This window comes from Maribacter aquimaris (genome assembly GCF_014596745.1).
GTDB lineage: Bacteria > Bacteroidota > Bacteroidia > Flavobacteriales > Flavobacteriaceae > Maribacter_A > Maribacter_A aquimaris.
In genome coordinates, this window is sequence record NZ_JABTCF010000011.1 from 1 (window position 1) to 21,313 (window position 21,313).

The 21,313-nt window shown below is 36.6% G+C and carries 21 protein-coding genes; 17 read left to right on the forward strand and 4 right to left on the reverse strand.

Going from position 1 to position 21,313, the window contains the following annotated elements; genetic code table 11:
* Window positions 1-278: 278 nt before the first annotated feature.
* The 8 genes from HPE56_RS15545 (at window position 279) to HPE56_RS15580 (ending at window position 9,475) form a co-directional block, all read left to right on the forward strand.
* The gene (locus HPE56_RS15545) at window positions 279-1,385 is read left to right on the forward strand and encodes a toxin-antitoxin system YwqK family antitoxin (protein WP_188244676.1); all 1,107 of its coding nucleotides are present in this window, start codon (window positions 279-281) and stop codon (window positions 1,383-1,385) included.
* A gap of 216 nt (window positions 1,386-1,601) precedes the next feature.
* Window positions 1,602-2,243 (forward strand): hypothetical protein, encoded by a 642-nt coding sequence (locus tag HPE56_RS15550; RefSeq protein WP_188244677.1) that lies wholly within the window; start codon window positions 1,602-1,604, stop codon window positions 2,241-2,243.
* 279 nt (window positions 2,244-2,522) lie between these two features.
* Window positions 2,523-3,086, forward strand: a complete 564-nt coding sequence (locus HPE56_RS15555) for a Crp/Fnr family transcriptional regulator (RefSeq protein WP_188244678.1) — start codon at window positions 2,523-2,525, stop codon at window positions 3,084-3,086.
* A gap of 67 nt (window positions 3,087-3,153) precedes the next feature.
* Complete coding sequence (locus HPE56_RS15560; protein WP_166386127.1) at window positions 3,154-3,762, forward strand: short chain dehydrogenase; 609 nt, start codon at window positions 3,154-3,156, stop codon at window positions 3,760-3,762.
* A 612-nt stretch (window positions 3,763-4,374) separates the two neighbouring features.
* Complete coding sequence (locus HPE56_RS15565; RefSeq protein WP_188244679.1) at window positions 4,375-5,166, forward strand: hypothetical protein; 792 nt, start codon at window positions 4,375-4,377, stop codon at window positions 5,164-5,166.
* A 282-nt stretch (window positions 5,167-5,448) separates the two neighbouring features.
* Window positions 5,449-6,294 (forward strand): alpha/beta hydrolase, encoded by an 846-nt coding sequence (locus HPE56_RS15570; protein ID WP_188244680.1) that lies wholly within the window; start codon window positions 5,449-5,451, stop codon window positions 6,292-6,294.
* Window positions 6,295-6,682: 388 nt separating this feature from the next.
* Window positions 6,683-8,305, forward strand: a complete 1,623-nt coding sequence (locus tag HPE56_RS15575; RefSeq protein ID WP_188244681.1) for a M28 family metallopeptidase — start codon at window positions 6,683-6,685, stop codon at window positions 8,303-8,305.
* 597 nt (window positions 8,306-8,902) lie between these two features.
* A complete protein-coding gene (locus tag HPE56_RS15580; protein ID WP_188244682.1) occupies window positions 8,903-9,475 on the forward strand; it encodes a DUF7010 family protein in 573 nt (190 codons plus the stop codon).
* A 134-nt stretch (window positions 9,476-9,609) separates the two neighbouring features.
* Here the strand turns inward: HPE56_RS15580 and HPE56_RS15585 are convergent, their stop codons facing one another.
* Together HPE56_RS15585 and HPE56_RS15590 are read right to left on the reverse strand one after the other, a co-directional pair.
* On the reverse strand, window positions 9,610-10,173 hold the full coding sequence (locus tag HPE56_RS15585) for a PIN domain-containing protein (protein WP_188244683.1): 564 nt from the start codon (window positions 10,171-10,173) through the stop codon (window positions 9,610-9,612).
* Window positions 10,163-10,618 carry a helix-turn-helix domain-containing protein gene (locus HPE56_RS15590; protein ID WP_188244684.1) on the reverse strand — a complete coding sequence of 152 codons (456 nt, stop codon included), beginning with the start codon at window positions 10,616-10,618 and terminating at the stop codon, window positions 10,163-10,165. Before HPE56_RS15590 ends, HPE56_RS15585 begins: the two co-directional genes overlap by 11 nt.
* A 416-nt stretch (window positions 10,619-11,034) precedes the next feature.
* Here HPE56_RS15590 and HPE56_RS15595 point away from each other — a divergent pair, with 416 nt between their 5' ends.
* The 6 genes from HPE56_RS15595 to HPE56_RS15620 all read left to right on the forward strand — a co-directional run bounded on the left by HPE56_RS15595 (window position 11,035) and on the right by HPE56_RS15620 (window position 17,468).
* Complete coding sequence (locus HPE56_RS15595) at window positions 11,035-11,961, forward strand: PD40 domain-containing protein (protein ID WP_188244685.1); 927 nt, start codon at window positions 11,035-11,037, stop codon at window positions 11,959-11,961.
* A gap of 96 nt (window positions 11,962-12,057) precedes the next feature.
* A complete protein-coding gene (locus HPE56_RS15600; protein ID WP_188244686.1) occupies window positions 12,058-13,710 on the forward strand; it encodes a serine hydrolase domain-containing protein in 1,653 nt (550 codons plus the stop codon).
* A 389-nt stretch (window positions 13,711-14,099) separates the two neighbouring features.
* Window positions 14,100-14,612, forward strand: a complete 513-nt coding sequence (locus tag HPE56_RS15605; RefSeq protein ID WP_188244687.1) for an RNA polymerase sigma factor — start codon at window positions 14,100-14,102, stop codon at window positions 14,610-14,612.
* A gap of 1 nt (window position 14,613) precedes the next feature.
* On the forward strand, window positions 14,614-15,279 hold the full coding sequence (locus HPE56_RS15610; RefSeq protein WP_188244688.1) for a hypothetical protein: 666 nt from the start codon (window positions 14,614-14,616) through the stop codon (window positions 15,277-15,279).
* Between the two features lie 607 nt (window positions 15,280-15,886).
* Window positions 15,887-16,564 carry a hypothetical protein gene (locus HPE56_RS15615; protein WP_188244689.1) on the forward strand — a complete coding sequence of 226 codons (678 nt, stop codon included), beginning with the start codon at window positions 15,887-15,889 and terminating at the stop codon, window positions 16,562-16,564.
* A gap of 88 nt (window positions 16,565-16,652) precedes the next feature.
* Window positions 16,653-17,468, forward strand: a complete 816-nt coding sequence (locus tag HPE56_RS15620) for a class I SAM-dependent methyltransferase (protein ID WP_188244829.1) — start codon at window positions 16,653-16,655, stop codon at window positions 17,466-17,468.
* 188 nt (window positions 17,469-17,656) lie between these two features.
* Here the strand turns inward: HPE56_RS15620 and HPE56_RS15625 are convergent, their stop codons facing one another.
* The gene (locus HPE56_RS15625; RefSeq protein WP_188244690.1) at window positions 17,657-17,830 is read right to left on the reverse strand and encodes a hypothetical protein; all 174 of its coding nucleotides are present in this window, start codon (window positions 17,828-17,830) and stop codon (window positions 17,657-17,659) included.
* A 206-nt stretch (window positions 17,831-18,036) separates the two neighbouring features.
* Between HPE56_RS15625 and cysK the strand changes: the two genes are divergently transcribed.
* Window positions 18,037-18,954, forward strand: coding sequence for a cysteine synthase A (gene cysK / locus HPE56_RS15630; protein ID WP_188244691.1), 918 nt, complete (start codon window positions 18,037-18,039; stop codon window positions 18,952-18,954).
* 182 nt (window positions 18,955-19,136) lie between these two features.
* On the forward strand, window positions 19,137-19,463 hold the full coding sequence (locus HPE56_RS15635) for a cupin domain-containing protein (protein ID WP_188244692.1): 327 nt from the start codon (window positions 19,137-19,139) through the stop codon (window positions 19,461-19,463).
* 12 nt (window positions 19,464-19,475) lie between these two features.
* Here the strand turns inward: HPE56_RS15635 and HPE56_RS15640 are convergent, their stop codons facing one another.
* A complete protein-coding gene (locus tag HPE56_RS15640; RefSeq protein WP_188244830.1) occupies window positions 19,476-20,093 on the reverse strand; it encodes a class I SAM-dependent methyltransferase in 618 nt (205 codons plus the stop codon).
* 327 nt (window positions 20,094-20,420) lie between these two features.
* On the opposite strand from HPE56_RS15640, the gene HPE56_RS15645 reads away from it, so the two are divergent.
* Window positions 20,421-21,296: a polysaccharide deacetylase family protein gene (locus tag HPE56_RS15645; protein ID WP_188244693.1), complete on the forward strand. Its 876-nt coding sequence runs from the start codon at window positions 20,421-20,423 to the stop codon at window positions 21,294-21,296.
* The last annotated feature ends 17 nt before the right edge of the window (window positions 21,297-21,313 follow it).

The following is a 21,313-nucleotide window of genomic DNA, read 5'->3' on the forward strand; positions in this document are numbered from 1 at the left end:
TCTCCAAGATCGTCCTTGACTTTTTTTAAATACATATTCTTAAGGTTTTTATCAAACAGTAAGATAACGTACTTTTATAAACAAACTAAAAGCTTCCGAGGTACGAGGATTAGTTCAACAAGGGCTATAATTCATTGTTGCATTATGCAAAAAAACATAAATAGAAACCATCAAACGGCCTGATTTCATAAGTGGAAAAGTCTACGACGTTTCCCACAACGAAATCATAGCCTTAACGTTGGCAGCAATCAAGAAAATAAAAAAAGGTTTTAAGTTAAATGAAAAAAATACTAATATTTCTATTTCTAAGTATTCAATACTTCAATGTTCATTCACAGAATGACCAGATTTATAGAAAAGTGATTGATAGCTTTGAAACCCACAAGATTTCAGGAAATTTTAATTTTTCAAATGGAGAATTTCGTTGGAAAGGAAAGTATTTAAACGGAAAACGAACTGGAAAATGGAAAACGTATTATCGCACTGGTGAATTAGCCTATGTCGTAAGGTATTCTGATAATAAAAGAACAGGAAAAGCCAAAAGTTTTTATAAAAATGGGAATATAGAAAACATTGAAAGATATTCTAAAGAAGGGTTCAGAAAAGGAGAATGGAAAAGCTTCTATGAAAACGGACAACTAATGAAAATCGAAAATCATTCGATTGGTATAGAAAACGGAATATGGGAATCCTATTATGAAAACGGACAACTAAAATGGATTCAAAAATATTCTGAAGGCAAGAGAATTGGTTCGTGGAAAACTTATTATGAGAATGGACAAATAGAAGAGTCTTCCTTTTTCTCCAATGGTGAATTAAACGGAAAATATAGTATTTACTTTGAAAATGGAGAGTTAAAAAAAACAGTAAACTATATTGATGGCAAAGAGGATGGAGAATGCAAGGAATACTTTGAAAGTGGTCAATTAAAAAGACTGTCCAATTATTTTAAAGGTCTTCTTACGAGTGAAAGAAAAAAGTACAAGGAAAATGGGCATTTATGGGAAACGGCATACTTTCTTGATGACAAACTAAATGGTGAAATGAAACGCTTTTGGGAAACAGGAGAATTAGCCTTAGTTGAAAAATATTCGAAAGGAAAGAGAACAGGAGAGGGAATATCTTATTATAAAAATGGGCAGATTAGGTCAATAAATAATTATTCTTTTGGGAATAGAATCGGTAAATGGGTAAATTATTTTGAAAATGGACAAATAGAAAATGTTGCTTTCTTTTCTAATGATAAATTAAATGGGGAATTTCGGGTTTACTTTGAAAATGGGCAACTTAGAGAAGTTCGAAACTATATTGATGGTAAAGAAAAAGGAAAATGGGTGTCTTATGATAAAGATGGCAATCTAATCAAAGAAACTGTTTTTGAATAATTTTTGAAATGACTGCTGCCAACAAAACCTATAAACAATACGGGCTTCGGGCTTAAACGAAAGGTTTGTGTATTTTTATGAAGCCCGCAAAATCTTTTGGATTTTGCTTTGACACAAAAAAAAGAAAAAACAAAACCAAAAGATTTCGCTACGTGCATGGCGGAAAGTAAACGCTAGTTTGCTCCCGTACTGTTCATAGCTCAACCGTTGTACATAATGTTGAAAAAAGTACTTTTCATAATATTTCTAACTGCTCAATCGACCTTTCCGCAGGTTGAAAAAGTAGATTATGAATTGTATTCTCTGATTATAACGGAACAACTAGAGCTCGGAATAAAAAGCAGTATTGACTCAGTTTTATTGATTGAACAATTTGAAAACAGATTTGACAATTTATACGAGGTTTTTGACGCAAAATCCGATTCGATATCTAATTCGGACATAAATTTTATCTCAATTAATACGGGGAACGATACGATTTTCATAAAACGACTTATCAATGAATCGAAATTCAGAAAATCTGTTTATGGATTGACATCTGACTTTGGTTTAAGTCCGAAAATTAATTCCAATTTATTATCGACGGACAAACTAAATATTCAGTCAATAACTGCGAAAAAATACTATTCTTTTTTTGGTAGAAAATTCAAAAGAAAAAATCCATGGAAACGGATAATAAAAAAATACGGAACTCGTAAGGTCATTGAATTCTCTAAAGTTAAATATAATGGAGATTTAGCTTCAGTATATTTCGGAATTCATTGTGGAGGGTTATGCGGAAATGGGAGAATTGTGATTTTCGAGAAAGTTAATGGAGTTTGGGGAATTCTAACTTCAATAAACCAATGGGAATCCTAAAAAACACTATGTACAACACAACCTATACGTAATGCGGACTTTAGGGCGAAACCGAAAGGTCTGTGTATATTTATGAGGTCGCTAAATCTTATGCCCCGAAGCGTCGGGGTAGCTTTGGACAAAAAAGAAAAAGCAAAACAATAAGCTTTAGCTACGTCAGCAGACGGAAACCGGCCAACGCGCCAACGCGCCCGCTGCTGTCGCAGACGGCGTACCTCCGCACTACGCTTAGCCGAAACGTTGGCGGTAATTTGAGTATACCAAACATCAAAGAAAAAAATGAACGAATATTTAAAATCATTTAATTTATTTACCGACATAGAGATTAATGATTTCTTGAATTTATCTCAAACTATTTTATTAAAAAAAGGCGATTTATATATTAATAATAATGAAATTTGCGACTCTATAGCTTTTGTCAAAAGTGGAATTTTTCGTTCCTATTATTATTCAAATAATGACGATGAAATTACCTATTGTTTCACTTTTCCTAATAAATTATTAATGGCTTATTCTTCATTTATTTCACAAAAAAAATCTGAAGAAAATATTCAAGCTCTGACAGATGCTGAAATAATTTCAATACCAAAAGCAACTTTAGAAAATTTAGCTAAATCAAATAGTAATTGGTTGCGTTTTTTGAAAATTATTGCCGAAAAGGAATATGTTGAATTAGAAAAATGGATATTTAATCATCAAAAAGATAAGGCTCAACAACGCTATTTAGATTTAATTACAATGCAACCTGAATATATCAAAGAGATTCCACTACATTATATAGCTTCTTACCTAGGCGTTACACAACGTCACCTAAGTCGAATAAGGGCTAATATTACGTATTAGACAAATGTCCTCTTCATAAACCTTTAGTGCTTCATAAATTTGCATATAATTTAAAAACAGATATTATATGAAAACAATAATTTTAATTGGAGCAAACGGAAAAATGGGACAAGCTGCCCTTACGGGTCTAGGAAAACACAAAGTTATAACTGCTGGACGTTCTGCTGATAGCTATGACTTTCAAGTAGATATTACAAGCGAAGCATCATTAAGGAAATTATACGAAGATGTTGGTCATTTTGATGCTGTTGTAAACACTGTTGGTGTTTGTGAATATGCAAATTTCACTGAAATGACCGAAGAACAATGGATGAGTACCATTTTAAGTAAAATGATGGGACAAATAAACATTGTACGTATTGGTCAAGAATATATTGCAGATAAGGGATCATTTACTTTAATAACAGGAATTTTAAATACTAAGCCTATACCTTTTGCAATTGCTGATGCTACTACTAGTGGCGCTATTGATACATTTGTTAAATGTGTTGCTTTTGAAATGCCAAGAGGAATCCGAGTAAACTCAATAAACCCAACTGTTTTAGAAGAGGCTTGGGATGTTTATGGTGAAATGATGCCAGGTTTTGAGCCAGTTCCTGGAAAATTAGTAGGTAAAGCTTTTGAACGTTCGGTTGATGGATTTATTACGGGTCAAGTAATTTTTGTAGATGCATAAATAAAAACTACCGCCAACACCGGTAACCGTTGCACAAGCCTTTAATCAGACATAATATCATCAATATAAGCCTCTTCAAGGGGCTTTTTTTGATGCCTTCCTAGAAGTTGAACGAAAATTTTGGATGCCGTAAAAAAGTTCTGTTCAGGTATTGAACCATGCTTTACACTAAGGTTGTCAAAGCAAGTTGCCCGGCACCACTTTTCGCACGTTTTACTATGAATTTCAGGTACTTCTTCAAATTATAGGCGATTGCCTAGAAGTGCATCACCTTTTTTCCACTGCATACCTAAAGTTACGATCGATCACCCGTTCGGCAATGATCTTCAAAGAAATTTTTCACTGACTAGTGCAACAGGCACAAAACCTATAAACAATACGGGCTTCGGGTTTAAACGAAAGGTTTGTGTATATTTAGGAAGTCGCGAAATCTTTGGCCCCAAAGCGCCGGGGTCGCTTTGACACAAAAAAAGAAAAAACAAAACCAAAAGATTTCGCTATTTACATGGCGGAAAGCGAACGCTGGTTTGCTCCCGTACTGTTCAAACATACGAGCCAAACCGTTCTCAGTAATAGGGAATAGATCTAAGTAATAAATTTTTAACCATAAATATGAAAACTAAATTAATATTAATTCTCGCCATTATTCTATTTCCATCGTGCAAGACACAACAATTGGAAAGTAAAACATCAATGCCTAAAGTTGAAAATCGACTTGAGGGAGAGTTAGATTATACAAAGGGAGGATTTGAACTTGTTCAATGGCAAAAAGGTGGAGATGAAATCACCTTAGGAAGAATTGATGAACAGGGTAATATTCATTTCAATTTGCCCGAATATGATATAAAAGCTCTTGGCAAAAATCACAATGAATCTAGTCTTGAAAGTCAATTTACGATGCTAAAATGTAAGGACAAAGGTGAATATGATATGATGGGACAGCCTCTTTTCAAAACGCCATACGATGATGTTTACTCTCAGATGTATCCGCCTATGTACGTGAAAAAGTATGGCGTACCAATAGCCTATGTATCCCTCATTTCGGACGGAAGAATGCTAATCAAAGAAAATTTTGATAAAATCATAGGTAGTAAATATTACTGGATGTACATAGACAGGGACCTTGAGTATAAAGACTCATGTATACGACCATCTTTTAAAGACCCTAATCTTGAATTTGAGCTGACTGCGGATGTTGCATTTAAAAAAGGGTGGAATTTTATAGAAAGAAACCTAGTCGAGGTTCAAAATTATGGTGAAAATAATGAACAAATCACACCAAAAAAAATACATTTTACAAGAAGCAATCCCAATTCCAAAGATGTAAAATGGTATTTAGTGCGAGCAAAGAGTAGTGAAGAAATACAAGCCGCAAAAAAAGAATTCGAATTAAAAGGCCAATAACAAAATTGGCTAGATTGACTATTGGCTTTCAAATAAAATACTGGTTGCTATATAACTCGTAACTACTGAGAACAAGGGTAACCGTTGCACAAGCCTTTTTTCTTAACTTGTGCAACAGGCACAAAACCGAAACGTAATACGGACTTTAGGGTTAAATCATAAGGTCTGTGTATATTTATATTGTCGCTAAATCTTATGCCCCGAAGCGTTGGGGTAGCTTTGGACAAGATAAAACAAAACCAAATCACGCCTCTGGCGTTACCTACAATCAAGAAATAGCTTATGAAGATACGATACCTCCTTTCCATAGTGGCGATTACTATAATTAATAGTTCCATTTGCTCTGCGCAACAGAAAACGTTATACAAACAGATTGACTCTACTAAATTATTCTTGGAAGTATATTATCCCGTACAAGTTGAAGTAGGCAAAACCTACCCTGCCATGATTTTCTTTTTTGGCGGTGGATGGATAGAGGGTGATAGAACCCATTTCGAAAACCATGCCCAGTATTTTTCGAAAAGAGGGATAGTCTGTTTTTTGGCTGATTATAGGACTAAGAGCAAAAACAAAACAACCCCATTTGAATCGCTCAAAGATGCTAAATCCGCCATTAGATTTATAAGAAAAAACGCATTGCGTTTTAATATCGATTCAACTAAAATTATAGCTTCCGGTGGTTCAGCTGGGGGACACCTTGCCGCTGCAACAGCATTAATAGAAGATTATAATGAAGATACCGATGATTTATTATTAAACTGCATGCCAAATGCATTGGTACTTTTTAACCCTGTAATCGATAATGGTCCGGGGGGTTATGGTTATGAAAGAATTGGTGATGGGTTTAAAAATTTTTCACCACTACACAACATCAAAAAAGGAGCTCCTCCCACCATTATATTTCTTGGAACTAATGATGAATTAGTTCCAGTAGTAACAGCCCAATATTATAAGAAAGTAATGGAAAAGGTTGAAAGTAGATGTGATTTGAAACTATATGAAGGAGAGGGACACGGTTTCTTCAACTATCAGAATTTTGAATTTTATAAAAAAACTGTCCTTGAGGCAGATAAATTTTTGGTATCACTTGGGTATCTAAAAAAGGAACCTATTGTGAAAATTGAATGATAAAAGTTGGTAATCGAGTAGACGGGTCCGCCCCTAGTTAGGAGCGATGCCGTACCGATACGTCAGCACTCGCTTTCTTAGTCCTAACCTCACAGTGAACCACCTTGCGACTCACTAATGCTTCAAAGAGCCTGTCCTGAGCGAAGTCGAAGGGTTACTCCAGCACCTAAGGACTTAAACCCTCTAAATAAATCCTTATATTGCTATAAGGTAAGGATGCCCATGCTGGGTACACACCGTGTATAATTAATGGCTAGTGTAAGCCTACTTACGAACCTAGAAGCGTCGGGACGGTTTGTATTTGCTAAATTAGGTGCTTAAACAACGCAACTAATCTTATACAAACACACTCGCAATAATTAAACCTCACGTTCAATTTAAAATATAAATGATGAAAAAATATTTAAATATTTTAGTAGTAACAGTGCTTTTTAGTGGTTGTGACAACAACAAAAAGTTAGACACAAACATTGTTGAAGTAAATCAAACAACTATTGGCAATCATATTGAACGGCTGGCATCTGATGAATTTCTAGGAAGAAAACCATTTACTGAAGGAGAAGTAAAAACCGTGAATTATTTAAAAAATGAGTTTGAGAAACTTGGGCTTTTACCAGGGAATGGTGAAAGTTTTTTTCAAGCTGTTCCAATGGTAGAAATTGACGGAACACCTTCTGAGCACATGACAATTAGCGGCAAAAATAAAAGTTTTGATTTAGCTTACTTAAAAGATTTTGTAGCTACCACAAATAAAACAGTCACAGAAGTGAGTCTTGAAAACTCAGAACTTGTGTTTGCTGGTTACGGGATTGTTGCTCCCGAATATGGGTGGAATGATTATGAAGGCATTGACTGGAAAGGAAAAACAGCCGTTGTTTTAATCAATGATCCGGGCTTTAAAGCAACAGATTCAACATTATTTAAAGGCAACGAAATGACCTATTATGGCCGTTGGACATACAAATATGAAGAAGCAGCAAGACAAGGAGCAGCCGGGGTAATTATAATTCATGAAACTGAACCGGCTTCTTATGGCTGGAATGTGATAGAATCTAGTTGGAGTGGCGCTAGATTGGTAATTGAAAGCGATTCACCACTTTTAGCTGTAGAATCTTGGGTAAGTAATGAAAGTGCTCAAAAAATGTTTGATGTATCAGCCATGAAAGGTCAAGATTATAAAACGATTGCACATGATAAAAATTTTCAACCTATTCCATTAGACTTAAATGTTTCCGTTAGTATTGAAAATAAAATTAAAAAAGACATTTCAAAAAATGTAGTTGCCATGATACCTGGAACAGATCAAAAGGATGAATTCATCATCTATTCTGCACATTGGGATCATTTAGGCGTAGGTAAACCCATAAAAGGTGACTCCATTTACAATGGAGCTGTAGATAATGCGACAGGTACAGCTGGTTTATTAGCAATAGCAGAAGCGTTTAAGAAAAGTAAACCTACAAAGCGATCTATTGTGTTTATCGCATTAACTGGGGAAGAACAAGGCTTATTAGGTTCTGCCTATTATGCTGCACACCCCATATTCGACCCAGAAAAAACGGTTGCCAATATAAACATGGATGCGATTGCTAATCTCGGAGAAATGAAAGATTTAACCATTACCGGATATGGTCAGTCCGAAATGGATGAATACGCTAACGAAGCAGCCGAAGAACAAAAAAGATACGTTATTCCTGATCCAGAAGCTGAAAAAGGATATTTCTTTAGATCAGACCATTTTAATTTTGCCAAAATTGGGATCCCTGCTTTGTATGCCGCTGGTACTTATGAAGGATTTAATAATAGCATTGAAGAAGTGAAAGCGTTTAATGATAATTATGGAGCATTTAAATACCATCAGGTATCAGATAATTACGATGCTAAAACCTTTGAATTGAGCGGTATTAGATTAGACCTACAGCTATTTTATAATGTAGGATTGAAATTATCCAATGAAGATTATTTCCCAAAATGGTATGATGGCAGTGAGTTTAAAGTAGCAAGAAAATAAATCAAACTTAAGCCGTATATAATTCATTGCTAGTTCTAGCCTACTTACGAAAATCATTGCTGATTTTCTATTCGGTTTTTATTTGTTGAATTAGGTGCTTAAACGACGCAACTAATCTTATACAAACCCGTTGTACAACATTTTGAATAACAAGAAGATAGCTTTGCGTTTACGCATGATTTATGAATAAATAATAAGATAAAAATGGAAAGATTATCTCTATAATAGGATTAGTCTTAAATTTAATTGTTTTGGGCATTACAATCTGGACTTTAACTACCATTGGATGGGACGCTTGGTCTGAAGAGTTTGTGAGAAGATGGAACGAAGGATTACAAAATAACCTGTAGTAACAAAAAAACGTTGAACAAGAAGGTATAACTGCAATTACGGCCGATTCGACTACATCAGAATCCACTCCTAATGCCGAAAGCCTGTGCCAAACTGAAAATTAACGCACGCAAACCCGCAACAACCCCAAGACCGTTTACTCCCGTTTCATACAACTCGGACAAGCAAATCAACATTTCGGAAATTTATAATAGTAAAGTGGGACATAGCTGTTTAATATTGCCCCTGAACCAACCTAAAACTATTATGAATACACCCGATTTAAAAAAATTGAAATTGGAATTGGCCATTAATGCCAAAAGTGGAATTGATTTTATTATTTCTGCCGCTGTTGTCTGGAGTGCCATTGCCTATATATGGACATTACCCAAGGAAGCATATAGTAAAAGTATCTTGACATTCTACATTGGAATTACGATGCTGCCCTTGGCCCTTCTACTATCGAAAATCCTCAAGACAAAATGGACGACAAAAACAAATCCACTACAGCCACTGGGCATGTGGCTGAATTTGGCACAACTCTTCTATTTTCCTTTTTTGTTCTTTATTTTGAGGGATAATCCAGATTACTTTGTAATGACCTATGTGATCATAACAGGGGCGCACTTCTTCCCGTATGCCTGGTTCTATGATGAAATTGGATACGCCATTTTTGCTGGAATCATCGCGGTTGGGGCTTTAGTCGTTGCCCTTAACGTAACTATGGTGGAAATGTACTTCGTACCATTGTATATGGTCTTATGTCTGCTCGTATTGACGGTATGGTTACTTATATCAAACAAACGAAAAAGAAGGAGCGCTAACGCCATGTTCAATTAATGGCTTGAGGTAGTGTTACTCCGAACCCCGACACTTCTGGGATACGGATTTTCTGAACGATCAGTTTCCTTTTAGTAAATTAGTGCCAAGCGACACGCACCGAGCCATACGTAAGACCAATGGCATTAATTTACTCAAAGTTGTGAATGAAAAAAGTCAGCAGTATCTTTTAATCCCCTATTTCTAAGTATATCCAATACTTCAAACCCATCTAAATCGGGATTTCGTCGATATAGCACCATTTCTTTAAATGCTTTTATCGCTTCTTCAGGATTTAAGTCAATAATATCAGTTAAGAAGTCGTCTGCGGTCTTAGCTGAAAGTCCAAAAGAAGATAAATACTCTTTCGGAAAATCTTTAATGTTATTTGTTACAATTACGTTAGCATTAGTCTTAATTGCCGCGGCCAGAACATGACGATCATTTTTATCAGGTAATTCCAATCCAGAAATAAGTCCTGAATAGTTAGAAACAAAAGCATCTGGAAATGCCCTATTTGCCTTTGTTATACGCTTAGAAATTTCTCCTTCCGAAACTCCTTTTCCTTTCATGACATCGGCCCATTCATCAAAAATATGCTCACTCCATTTAGGAGTATATAAATCATAATGAGCAAACCAAAAAAGCAAATCCCTTATCTCAATCGGATAAATAACATTTGTATCTAAGACACAAATAAAGCGAACACTATGTATCATACAACCCGATTTCCTCGTCAGATTCCATAATTTCAATAATATGCTTTTTCTGAGCTTCCTTCATTTTTCTTTTATACTTCATTACATCCTCAAACTTAACTCGACGATGTTTTCCAACTTTAGTGAAATCTATTTTTCCTTTTTCTAAAAGCTTAACAATATGGGGTCTGGAACAACCTAGAATTTCTGCTGCCTTTTGGGTTGTAACTTCTGTAGCCATAGGCACCAAGGAAAATGGCTTCCCTTTACTCATTGCTTCGAGAATCTCTCCTAATAGTTTCAATGCGCTTAATGGAATTTTAATTCTTTCCTGAGTCTCATCTATCTCAATTTCCGGATTATTGGATTTTAATTCCTTAATTACAGAAGTAAGAGCATCATAGGATTGAATTGCAACCTTTTGCTCCTCTTTTGAGGCTTTATTCACATTATTGTAAGTTTCCATTTAATTTATTTGTTTTCTACTTTACAACAATAAACGAAATAAACGAAACGAACATACATTTGAAATGTTAAAACTAAAAAAAATGACAGCACAACCTAATCCGCACTTTAAGGCTAAAACAAAAGGTCTGTGTATATTTATGAAGTCGCGAAATCTTAGGCCCCGAAACATCGGGATTACAATCGGTTTGTATTTGCTAAATTAGGTACTTTAAACATGTAACTAACCAGATACAAACACCTTAAGTGCAATTTAAAACAACCCAAATCGAATATGAGGACACATTTGAAAATATTGGTAATGACATAAAAAAACCGTACCTAACACGATGCGTAATACATAGCTTGTCACTGTCGAGCCAAAAGGTTTTTATCCTAGAGCATCGGAAGGCATTTGAAAAAATTTAAAACCCACCCATGAGAATAATACCCATTTATATAATTTCACTTGTATTCCTATTTTCATGCTCATCAAATGATGATGAAATCAATAATCCACAAAGTTTATATCCTGAATTTGGTTCGGAAATTGAAGTAGTGATCAATGGTCTTTCCTTTGATGCAATGGAACCATTTATCGCACCGGATGGGAACTATCTCTTCTTTAACAATTTAAATGATGGTATAAACACAAGGCTATATTATGCGACGAAAGTCAATGATTCAACTTTCAATCTTGCTGGGGAATTAACAGGGGCAAACCAAACAACACCACCCCATTTGGATGCCGTTGCCGATATGGACGTTAATGGTAGTTTTTATTGGACATCAACAAGGAATTATCCCACGGAATTAAATAACCTTTTTCACGGCACCTTTAGTTCTGGAAGTATTCGTGATATTGAAAGGGTTCAGGGTGACTTTAACAGGAATACACCGGGCTGGTTAATAATGGATCACGGAATAAGTTTAGACGGACAATATCTGTACTTCAACAACGCAAGGTTTGATGACCTGAATTGCCAAGGTCCTTGTGAAACGACCATTGGAATTGCACAAAAAGACAATGGTGCAACGTTTAGTACACTTCCGAATTCTGCATCCATCCTACAGAACATCAATGATTCCAATTATATTTATTATGCGCCTTGTATCAGTAGTGATAACCTGGAATTGTATTACACCCGATATTTAAAAGGAGAAATTACATCGAGTACTGTTTTGGAAATATGCGTTGCTGTGAGAAATGACCCTACCTCCGAATTTTCAATTCCAAGCGTTTTATTTTCGGAGACTATTTTGAATTTAATAGAAGCCCCTACCCTAACGGTAGATAAAAACATCATGTACTATCATCAAAAAACAGCTGATTCCCATAAAATAATGATGCGATATCGAATTTAAAACCAACAAAACCCTATACAAAGACGATAGCCCCATAAGACCCACGCAACTGTAACAATCCAGAAAAAATAAACTCTTTAACCGAAAACCAACCCTATGAATAGAATAGCGTTTATTTTTTTCCTATCATCCTTTTGCCTAGCGACAAACTTTGCACATTCCCAAGATTTGGGTTCCCAAATCGACGAACTATATCAAGTCAATACGAACGAACCCGGATTTTCCATTGCTGTATTCCATGGAGATAAAATCATCGTTGAAAAACAGTATGGAAGTTCCCATCTTGATTATAACATTCCTGTTACAAACGAAACCGTTTTTGATATAGGTTCAATTGCGAAACAGTTTACGGCAGCAGCCATCTTACTGTTGGAAAATCAAGGCAAATTATCCATAAAGGACCCAGCGTACAAATACATTGACAATCTTCCTAGATATAAAGAAGGAAACCCGACCATTGCGCATTTATTAAACCAAACAAGTGGTATAAAAGAGGTAGACCCTTATCTTGAAATATGTGATATTCATTGGAGGGATTACATAAGACAATCCATGCTCGTCAATATTATCACGAATATTGAAGAGCTTCACTTTACGCCAGGGGATTACTTTTACTACTCCAATGCCAACTATATTTTACTGGCTTCCATAGTTGAAAAGGCATCTGGAATGTCGTTTGGGGACTACTTGCAGACAACTATTTTTGAGCCCCTTAACATGCAACATACGATTCTTAATGTAGATGTTTACAGAACCATTCCCAATAGGGCCATTGGCTACACAGAGGATGAAGGTCAGTTTTACAAAACACATCAATACGGATTGTATTTTGCTGGCGATGGGCAAATCATTACCAATCCTGAAGATATGTTCCAATGGCATCAAAACATCAAAAATTCAACCATAGGAACGCCCGAAATATGGAAGAGAATGTTTTCAAAAGCAACATTGAATGATGGAACGATCATCAATTTCGGTCTAGGCGTGGAATTTGAAACGCACAACGGCTATGAGGCAATGGGATTTGACGGTATGATCAGTAGCGGATTCGTATCTAAATACCTTTATTTCCCAGAACTGGACATTGCTTTTTTTACGACCCAAAATACCTTTGATTGGGATTTTAAAGACCGCTTTTTTAAGCTTATTGATTTATATATTCCCCAAAATAAGGAAACTGAAAACGAATCCCCTGATCATAAACGAATAAAATTATCACGCCAAGCATTAAAAAAATATGAAGGTTCCTATTTGTATTATTACAATGATGTGGACCGAAAAGCCAACAATATAAAGCTAGTGGACGATCAATTACAAGTCTTCACTTTGGATGGCGATAAAATCACGGAACTGATTCCGTTGGGTAACCACAAATTTTTATTCGGGGAGGAAGGCAATGCCCTTGTTACCTTCAATCTCAATGAAAACGAAAAACAATACACCTACGATGAATTGGAAAATGAAAAACCTTGGGTATTTAAAACGTTTCATCCTTACGAGCATTCAGAAAAAGAACTAAAGGAATATGAAGGACATTATTTTAACAAGGCCTTTCAGATTAGCAAGAAACTTCAATTGGAAAACGGAAAACTCTATTACTATTACAGAAATGGTGCTTGGAAAGATGAAATGGGTTCCCTTTCAAAAGATGTGCTTGAAATACCCATAAGTCCAGTTGAATTTATCAGAAATAACAATGATGAAATCGAAGGGTTTAAAATTATGGGATTACTATTTGAAAAAATATAATCACCATGCCTAACAGCCAGTAGAATCAATTGCTAGTTTTAGCCTGCGTATGAACCCCAAAGTGTCTCGACCCGCCTATCGGTTTCTATTTACTTTATTGGGTGTTTAAACGCGCAACCATCCATACACAAAAGGTTATGTACTAGCGGAAGAAAAAACTTCAGGAATAATGGCAAACTTCCCCTCTGGACGTCACTAAAAATTCAAGTCATATTCCTGCTTGAAAATAGTTTCCTCTAAAAAGTGTGATTTTTGTGACCATTGTGCGAATAATTAAGAAAGGACGAATACTTCGTTTTGAAATCGAACTATAATGAAGCACAAAAACATCAATAAAAACTGACCGTACAACCTCTATTTTGAAATTAGGTTCCCAAACGCACAACCGAATGATAAACAAAGATAGAACAACCAAATTTCTCGTTATTGTTGAGGACCATAAAGGTATTCTATTCAAAGTGGCGAACTCCTATTGTCGTAACATTGAAGACAGGAAGGACCTCATCCAAGAAATTACATTGCAGTTGTGGAAATCAATGGACAACTACAACGAAACATTTAAACTTTCAACCTGGATCTACCGAATTTCATTGAATGTGGCCATTTCATTCTACAGGAAAGAAAACAGTAGGAAACGGATTTCCAACCCGATGACAACAGCTATTCTCGATGTTTCGGACACGAAAACATCCGATGAAAAAGAAACCAACTTGGGGGTATTGAATCAGATCATTTCAGGATTAAATGATTTAAACAAAGCCCTCATGTTGCTATACCTTGAAGAAAAAAGTTACAAAGAAATTTCAGAAATCATCGGGATTACAGAAACCAACGTGGCCACGAAAATTGGCAGAATCAAAAGCAACCTAAAAAAGGAATTCAATCAACATAATCATCACTAAAATGGAAAATATAGAACTCATAAATATTTGGAAAGAACAGAATGCCAAAATCGAAAAAACATTGGAAATCAATAAATTACTTTTAAAAGAGGTTATTGGTCAAAAGGCAGAATCTGCTTTAAAAGGCTTGGTTCAATTAAAAACGGCAGGAATAGTAGCTTTTGTATTTTATCTTCTCATTTTAGGCTACGCCTTGTTTTATGCTATTTCCAATTATTCTTCGGCAAGTAATTATTTTATTGTTTCCGTTTCGGCAATCGCTTTGATAAATATAAGGGGGTTTGCGGACTATATTAAACATCTCGCTTGGACAAAGAACATCAATTACGATGGCAGCATCATGGAAATACAGAAACAATTATCCAGACTTCAACTTTCCATAATCGACCACGCCAAAATAATGTGTTTACAATTTCCTTTTTTTACAACATTTTATCTGAGCGACAACTGGTTCCCTCAAAGCGTAGGATTACCTTATATTATGTTTCAAATAATCCTAACAGGTGGTTTTATATATTTTTCCTTTTGGTTGTATAAAAATCACAAGCCCGAAAACTTAAATAAAAAATGGTTTCGGAACTTAATTGCAGGTTCGGGCGGAAAATCCGTTGAGAAAGCCATTGATTTCTACAGGGAAATAGAAGAATTCGAAAAGGAGAACGGTTGAATGAAAATAATCAAAATGTATCCTCAAAATGTAATGGAAAAATAAGAAACCGTTTATAACAACACCTCCTATTAAAAACCAGGGTCCAGTACTCTAAAGTCAATCAATAGTATCCGAGCCGGATAGCATTACCGGATTTGCGTATTTTTATAAAGTCCATAAAATATTTTGGATCTGGCTTTTAAAATAGAGAAAGTAAAAACCCCAATGGACCATTATGAATGATACAACGGTAAGTGTAGTGCTAGTAATTATCCTGATTTGCCATTTAGCAACCATTGCCATTGGGTATAAAACAAAAAAAACAATAGTATCAATCGCTTATTTAAACGCGGCTTTTGTGATAGGGATGCTTGTTTTTTGGGTTGTCGACACCCAGAATATAAAACAACATCAATTTGAATTTCGAGAATTAGCTGTACTATGTATAGAAGCCTGTATTTTAATATCGGCCCTTTTCACAATCATGGGTTTTCAGAATAAAACCTATGTAAAGGTCATAAACCATATGGGTTTTTGGCTTCATATATTGGCGACAACAGGAATGCTCATTTTTATATCCACATTCAAATTTGACAGCCTTTATTAATAAAAAATGGATATGACCATGAAGCCTATTAAAATAAATATATTGATTTTACTATTTGCACTCATTCAAATGCCGGGACATGCACAATCCGAAAAGGATATGATCAATACTTCCATTATAATACCCCTGAAAATCGGGAAAAACCCCAGTACCCACTTTGAGAGCTTGGACATAGAGCCTGCCAATCTAATCATTCAGTCAAAACCCATAAAGGAGCACTCCCCCCATATTCAGTTAGCGTTGAATATCGTTGGGAAGAACAAGGAATATACCACCTATCTTTGGTATTATGACGAGGCTATGGATAACCAAAGGACAAACTATCCAAAAGCATTTGACAATTATGCCTTTAGCTTAAATATCAATAAGGAAGAAGTTGATTTGGTTGTCGAAAAATTGGACTTTAAAAAAGCATTTTTTATTGATATTGGGCAAACTGCGGTTATTGGAGACATTACGATCCTGTTTGAGCAATGTATAGGGGAATGGTCAGAAGATCCAGATGGGAATCAGGTAGCTGCTTTCAACACCTATTATGTTTCGCTAATGGAGAAAAATGAGCAGAAGACCATTTCGTTTACCTCCCTAAATAAGTCCGTTAGAAACGAACTGTCGATCGAATGGAAGAATTATACATTCTTGGTGTTGGATGATTCCGAAAAAGAATTGAAATTAATGGTTTGTAGAAAAGATTAAATAGCATACTAGTTTTTAATAGTGGGAATAGCGCGCCAAATCCGAAACAGGAAAAAATAACGAAAGCACAACAATGTATACCGGAACCATGAAACCAGAACAGGACTATATCGAGATAAACAGGCGTTCCTGGAACAACAGAACGGATGTTCATATGCAATCGGAGTTTTATGACCTTGACGGTTTTCTAAAAGGCCAAACTTCATTGAATGCCATTGAACTCGGCCTACTGGGTAATGTTCAGGGCAAATCCATTTTACACTTACAATGCCATTTTGGACAAGACACAATTTCCTTGGGTAGGCTTGGGGCAGAGGTTACCGGTGTCGATTTATCCGATAAGGCCATCGAAAAAGCAGGACAACTTGCCAAGGAAACCGATTCAAATGCAAGTTTTATCTGTTGTGATATCTATGACCTTCCCAATTATTTGGACAAACAATTTGACATTGTATATACGAGCTACGGAACCATTGGATGGTTGCCCGATTTAAACAAATGGGCCAAAATCATTTCCAAATACCTAAAACCAAACGGACAATTGGTCTTTGTGGAATTTCATCCCATTGTTTGGATGTTTGATGACAATTTTGAAAGCGTAGCATACAATTATTCCAATTCCGGAGCGATCGTGGAAACAGAAAAAGGAACCTATGCAGACAAATCAGCAGACCTAACCCTAGACTATGTAACGTGGAATCACGGTTTAAGCGAGGTAATAAATAGTTTGATCCAAAATGGGCTTGTGATAAATTCGCTCGATGAATTTGATTATTCTCCCTATAATTGTTTTAACAAAGCGGTTAAAATCGACGATAGAAAATACAGGATAGAACACCTGGGGAATAAAATTCCCATGGTTTATGCCCTAGTGGCAACAAAAAATACCGTTGATAGCGTATAGGGAAACATTAAAACTTTTTTTACACTGTATGTAACAGGGACATAGCCATCCTCTGGGTCAACGACAACATCCTATGCGAACCGTTGAAAACAATACAAGTATGAAAATCCTTGTCCTCTTCATACCCTTTGGGATATACTCTTGCATGCCGAACCCTAAAACCAATGAAGATGAAAAAACGGAAACCTTTAGCCGCCGAATTGAAAAGGTGGATTTTTCCCGATGAGATCCCATTTTTGCTTGTCTTTTATTTGCAGCCCACCATTGACCTTAACATTGGTCTGTACCGATTTTAAGTCCATAATGGTCGACCCAAATAGTTTAACGGGTAAAATCAGGGAAATGGGGATGGGTGTAAACACACGGTTCATTTTACTCTTGATGGCCCATGTCCCTGCCTATAGTTTCGTAAGCTTTTTACTATAAAACGAAGATAAAATATCAATTTGCCTGCGTCATAATTGGGTATAAACTATTTCCCTTTAACTTTGCAATCTGTCTGCCTTAACGAGGCATTATACCAATAGGACAGTTGGCATGGAAGATTAATCCATTAATTATAGTAAACATGAAGATCGATAACATTTTAGAAAGCATTGGAAGCACACCTGTAGTACGATTGGCAAAATTATTTCCAAATGCGGATGTTTGGATGAAACTTGAAAAAGCAAATCCTGGAGGAAGCATTAAAGACAGAATTGCACTTGCGATGATCGAGGATGCTGAAAAAAGGAACATTTTAACCCCGGATACGGAAATTATAGAACCTACTTCCGGAAATACCGGTATTGGTTTGGCCATGGTTGCCGCCGTAAAAAACTACAAACTTACGCTGGTGATGCCTGAATCGATGTCTGTCGAAAGAAGGGCATTAATGGCCGCTTACGGGGCCAATCTTGTGCTTACCCCAAAAGAATTGGGCTTAGGGGGTACAATAGCAAAAGCCGACGAATTAGTGGCTAATAATAAAAATGCGTGGATGCCTTCACAATTCACCAACCAGGCCAACCCAGAAATACACCGTAAGACAACCGCCTTGGAAATTGCCAATGATTTTCCTGAAGGTTTGGATTATGTAATTACCGGTGTGGGTACCGGTGGCCATATCACGGGTATTTCCGAAGGTTTAAAGGAAAAATTCCCGAATGTAAAGGTCATAGCCGTAGAGCCCCACGATTCTGCGATAATCTCTGGAGGGAAACCAGGACCACACCCCTTACAAGGGATTGGACCCGGTTTTTTTCCGGAAGTGTTCAATAGGGATACCATTGATGGGGTCTTTAAAATAACCAAGGATGAAGCATTCTCGGAGGCACAGAACATAGCGAAAACCGAAGGTATTTTGGTTGGCATATCTACAGGGGCTTCCTTGGCTGCTGTTAGAAAACAATTGCAAACCCTGAAGGGTAAGGAGACCATCCTGACCATGAATTACGATACCGGTGAACGTTACCTTTCCGTAGAGGCACTTTTTACAACACATTAATAGGATTGAATTTCATAAAATCGCGTACATTACCATCATTGAAAATCAATAGGGGAGAAACTTAGGGTGACAGGGCATAAAGGCAATTAGTGCCTAAACAGGGGTTCTGATTATTTGCAATGACCGCCACCCCAAAACGTCGGGATTAAAGGAATGATTTAACCATTTAAAAAAAGAACACCATGTCCAATGAATTTGAGAAAGGAAAGATATTTTCCTATGACAAGAGTATCGCCTATGCCGAAAAAGCTGTTGTTAGCAAACACATCTTAAAAAAAGAAACGGGAAACATCTCATTATTTGCTTTTGATAAAGGCGAAGGATTGAGTGAGCATACCACACCGTTTGATGCGACGGTCTTTATTGTCGATGGCAAGGCCGATATAAAAATAGATGGCGTATCGAACGTTCTTGAAGCGGGCGAAAGCATCATTATGCCGGCAAATGTCCCTCATGCATTACTTGCGGTAGAAAAATTTAAAATGGTATTGACCATGTTGAAATCATAGCATCGCTTGGTCTTAAAAAAGCGTATACAAGGTCGTTACAATAACCCCCATATTATCATTTAAGCTAATAGACAGTAATTGCTTTTCGTCTTTTACCTTACAATCAAATGGTGGGGCCAATACGTCTACTCCACTTTGCTTTTTCAGTCGGATTCCCTGTCCTGAAATAATATCCTTGTTCGGTATGAAATCCCCTTCAGGTACATGCTCGGTAATGATCACATATTTGTAATCCCCCAACTTACGTACTATCTGGGCTATTTCAGCATTGGACAGATGTTGTAACACTTGTCGTAGTACAGCACAATCCCCGGAAGGCAAATCATCGGATGCGATATCCAAACAATGGAATTCCAAATTTTCCTGCTTGAATTTCTCCTGGTTATGTACAATAAGGTCCGATACGATATCTATCGCAATATACTTTTTGGTATGCTTCACCAATTCTTTCCCTACATTGAAATCCCCACAACCCAGATCACAAACCACGAGAGGACTTTTAAAGGATGTTAAAAATGATTTTACAACAGCGATATACGGATTGACAATCTCGGGATGATGCGACCCTACACCCGAATAAAAATCAGCATGGCCACCACCCCAAAGTTTCATGGCATAAACCTGGTCCATGGCCTCTTTTGTTGGCCAAGGTTTCTTTACCCTTTTCGTTTTACCTGCTTTCTTTTCCACAAAAACTTCATTGGTCCATTCCGCCTATAAACACATGTTTACAAGCGACTAAATGAAACATTAAAACAAACGTACAGCTTATACGCAACTGCGCAAAATTACCCACAACCTGTGACATGCCAAACGCTTTACTACAATCTACAAGGGTCATTGGTGTTACGGACCGATATGATTGAGTGATTTGGGGTTCGAAAATACATTTTATTAGTACTTTAGAGTGTACAAAAACCGCGGTCTTGCTTGTGCTAGACCTAAAGCAAACAGAAAATGAACTGGTTATCAAAAATGGAATTCCCGGATAAAGCCAAATTACTGATCATACATGCAGATGACGCCGGACTTTCGCATTCCGAGAATAGGGCAACGATACAGGTCCTAGAGAACGGCTTTGTAAATTCATACAGCCTTATGGTACCCTGTCCGTGGTTTTATGAAATGGCCCTGTTTGCCAAGGACAACCCCCAATTTGACTACGGAATACACCTAACACTCACCTGTGAATGGGAAAAGTACAAATTCGGACCTGTCCTGCCCATTTCCGAAGTACCGAGTTTGGTCGACGGCAACGGACATTTCTATAAAAACAGGAAAGATCTTGGAAAAAACGCGACGCCAGAGGATGTTCGAAAAGAGCTGCATGGGCAGATAGCAAAAGCCTTGGAATTCGGATTACAACCTACCCATATTGATTCGCACATGTACAGTGTCGGGGCCGATCCGGCATTTTTTAAGATCTACAAGGATTTGGGGAGGGAATTCAACCTTCCGGTTTTGATCAATAAACAATTACTGCAAATGGTGGGACTACAGCCTGAACAGCATATAGAAGAAGGCGACTTCCTGATTGATAGAACCTATGTTGGGGAATTCAAGTATTTTGAGACGGGCAAATTGGGGGACTTTTATAGCGACATTTTGGAAAACTTATCAAGTGGGATCAACCTTATCCTAATCCATCCCGCATTTGATGACCGTGAAATGAAGGGCATAACCGTTAACCATCCAAATTTCGGTTCCGAATGGCGACAGATCGACCTCGACTTTTTCACCAATGAGGAAAACAGGTCAAAACTCCAAGAAAACAATATTCAATTAATCACTTGGGGAGCTATAAAAAAAGCTCGAGATAATGGCCGAATTTAAAAATGAAGTCCATCGTA

Coding starts and splice junctions, on each gene's coding strand:
- HPE56_RS15585 (WP_188244683.1), bottom strand. CDS start 10,173: ATGATACATAGTGTTCGCTTTATTTGTGTCTTAGATACAAATGTTATT.
- HPE56_RS15580 (WP_188244682.1), top strand. CDS start 8,903: ATGAATACACCCGATTTAAAAAAATTGAAATTGGAATTGGCCATTAAT.
- cysK (WP_188244691.1), top strand. CDS start 18,037: ATGAAGATCGATAACATTTTAGAAAGCATTGGAAGCACACCTGTAGTA.
- HPE56_RS15575 (WP_188244681.1), top strand. CDS start 6,683: ATGATGAAAAAATATTTAAATATTTTAGTAGTAACAGTGCTTTTTAGT.
- HPE56_RS15570 (WP_188244680.1), top strand. CDS start 5,449: ATGAAGATACGATACCTCCTTTCCATAGTGGCGATTACTATAATTAAT.
- HPE56_RS15565 (WP_188244679.1), top strand. CDS start 4,375: ATGAAAACTAAATTAATATTAATTCTCGCCATTATTCTATTTCCATCG.
- HPE56_RS15620 (WP_188244829.1), top strand. CDS start 16,653: ATGAAACCAGAACAGGACTATATCGAGATAAACAGGCGTTCCTGGAAC.
- HPE56_RS15545 (WP_188244676.1), top strand. CDS start 279: ATGAAAAAAATACTAATATTTCTATTTCTAAGTATTCAATACTTCAAT.
- HPE56_RS15550 (WP_188244677.1), top strand. CDS start 1,602: ATGTTGAAAAAAGTACTTTTCATAATATTTCTAACTGCTCAATCGACC.
- HPE56_RS15645 (WP_188244693.1), top strand. CDS start 20,421: ATGAACTGGTTATCAAAAATGGAATTCCCGGATAAAGCCAAATTACTG.
- HPE56_RS15640 (WP_188244830.1), bottom strand. CDS start 20,093: ATGGACCAGGTTTATGCCATGAAACTTTGGGGTGGTGGCCATGCTGAT.
- HPE56_RS15590 (WP_188244684.1), bottom strand. CDS start 10,618: ATGGAAACTTACAATAATGTGAATAAAGCCTCAAAAGAGGAGCAAAAG.
- HPE56_RS15555 (WP_188244678.1), top strand. CDS start 2,523: ATGAACGAATATTTAAAATCATTTAATTTATTTACCGACATAGAGATT.
- HPE56_RS15615 (WP_188244689.1), top strand. CDS start 15,887: ATGAAGCCTATTAAAATAAATATATTGATTTTACTATTTGCACTCATT.
- HPE56_RS15605 (WP_188244687.1), top strand. CDS start 14,100: ATGATAAACAAAGATAGAACAACCAAATTTCTCGTTATTGTTGAGGAC.
- HPE56_RS15635 (WP_188244692.1), top strand. CDS start 19,137: ATGTCCAATGAATTTGAGAAAGGAAAGATATTTTCCTATGACAAGAGT.
- HPE56_RS15600 (WP_188244686.1), top strand. CDS start 12,058: ATGAATAGAATAGCGTTTATTTTTTTCCTATCATCCTTTTGCCTAGCG.
- HPE56_RS15595 (WP_188244685.1), top strand. CDS start 11,035: ATGAGAATAATACCCATTTATATAATTTCACTTGTATTCCTATTTTCA.
- HPE56_RS15560 (WP_166386127.1), top strand. CDS start 3,154: ATGAAAACAATAATTTTAATTGGAGCAAACGGAAAAATGGGACAAGCT.
- HPE56_RS15610 (WP_188244688.1), top strand. CDS start 14,614: ATGGAAAATATAGAACTCATAAATATTTGGAAAGAACAGAATGCCAAA.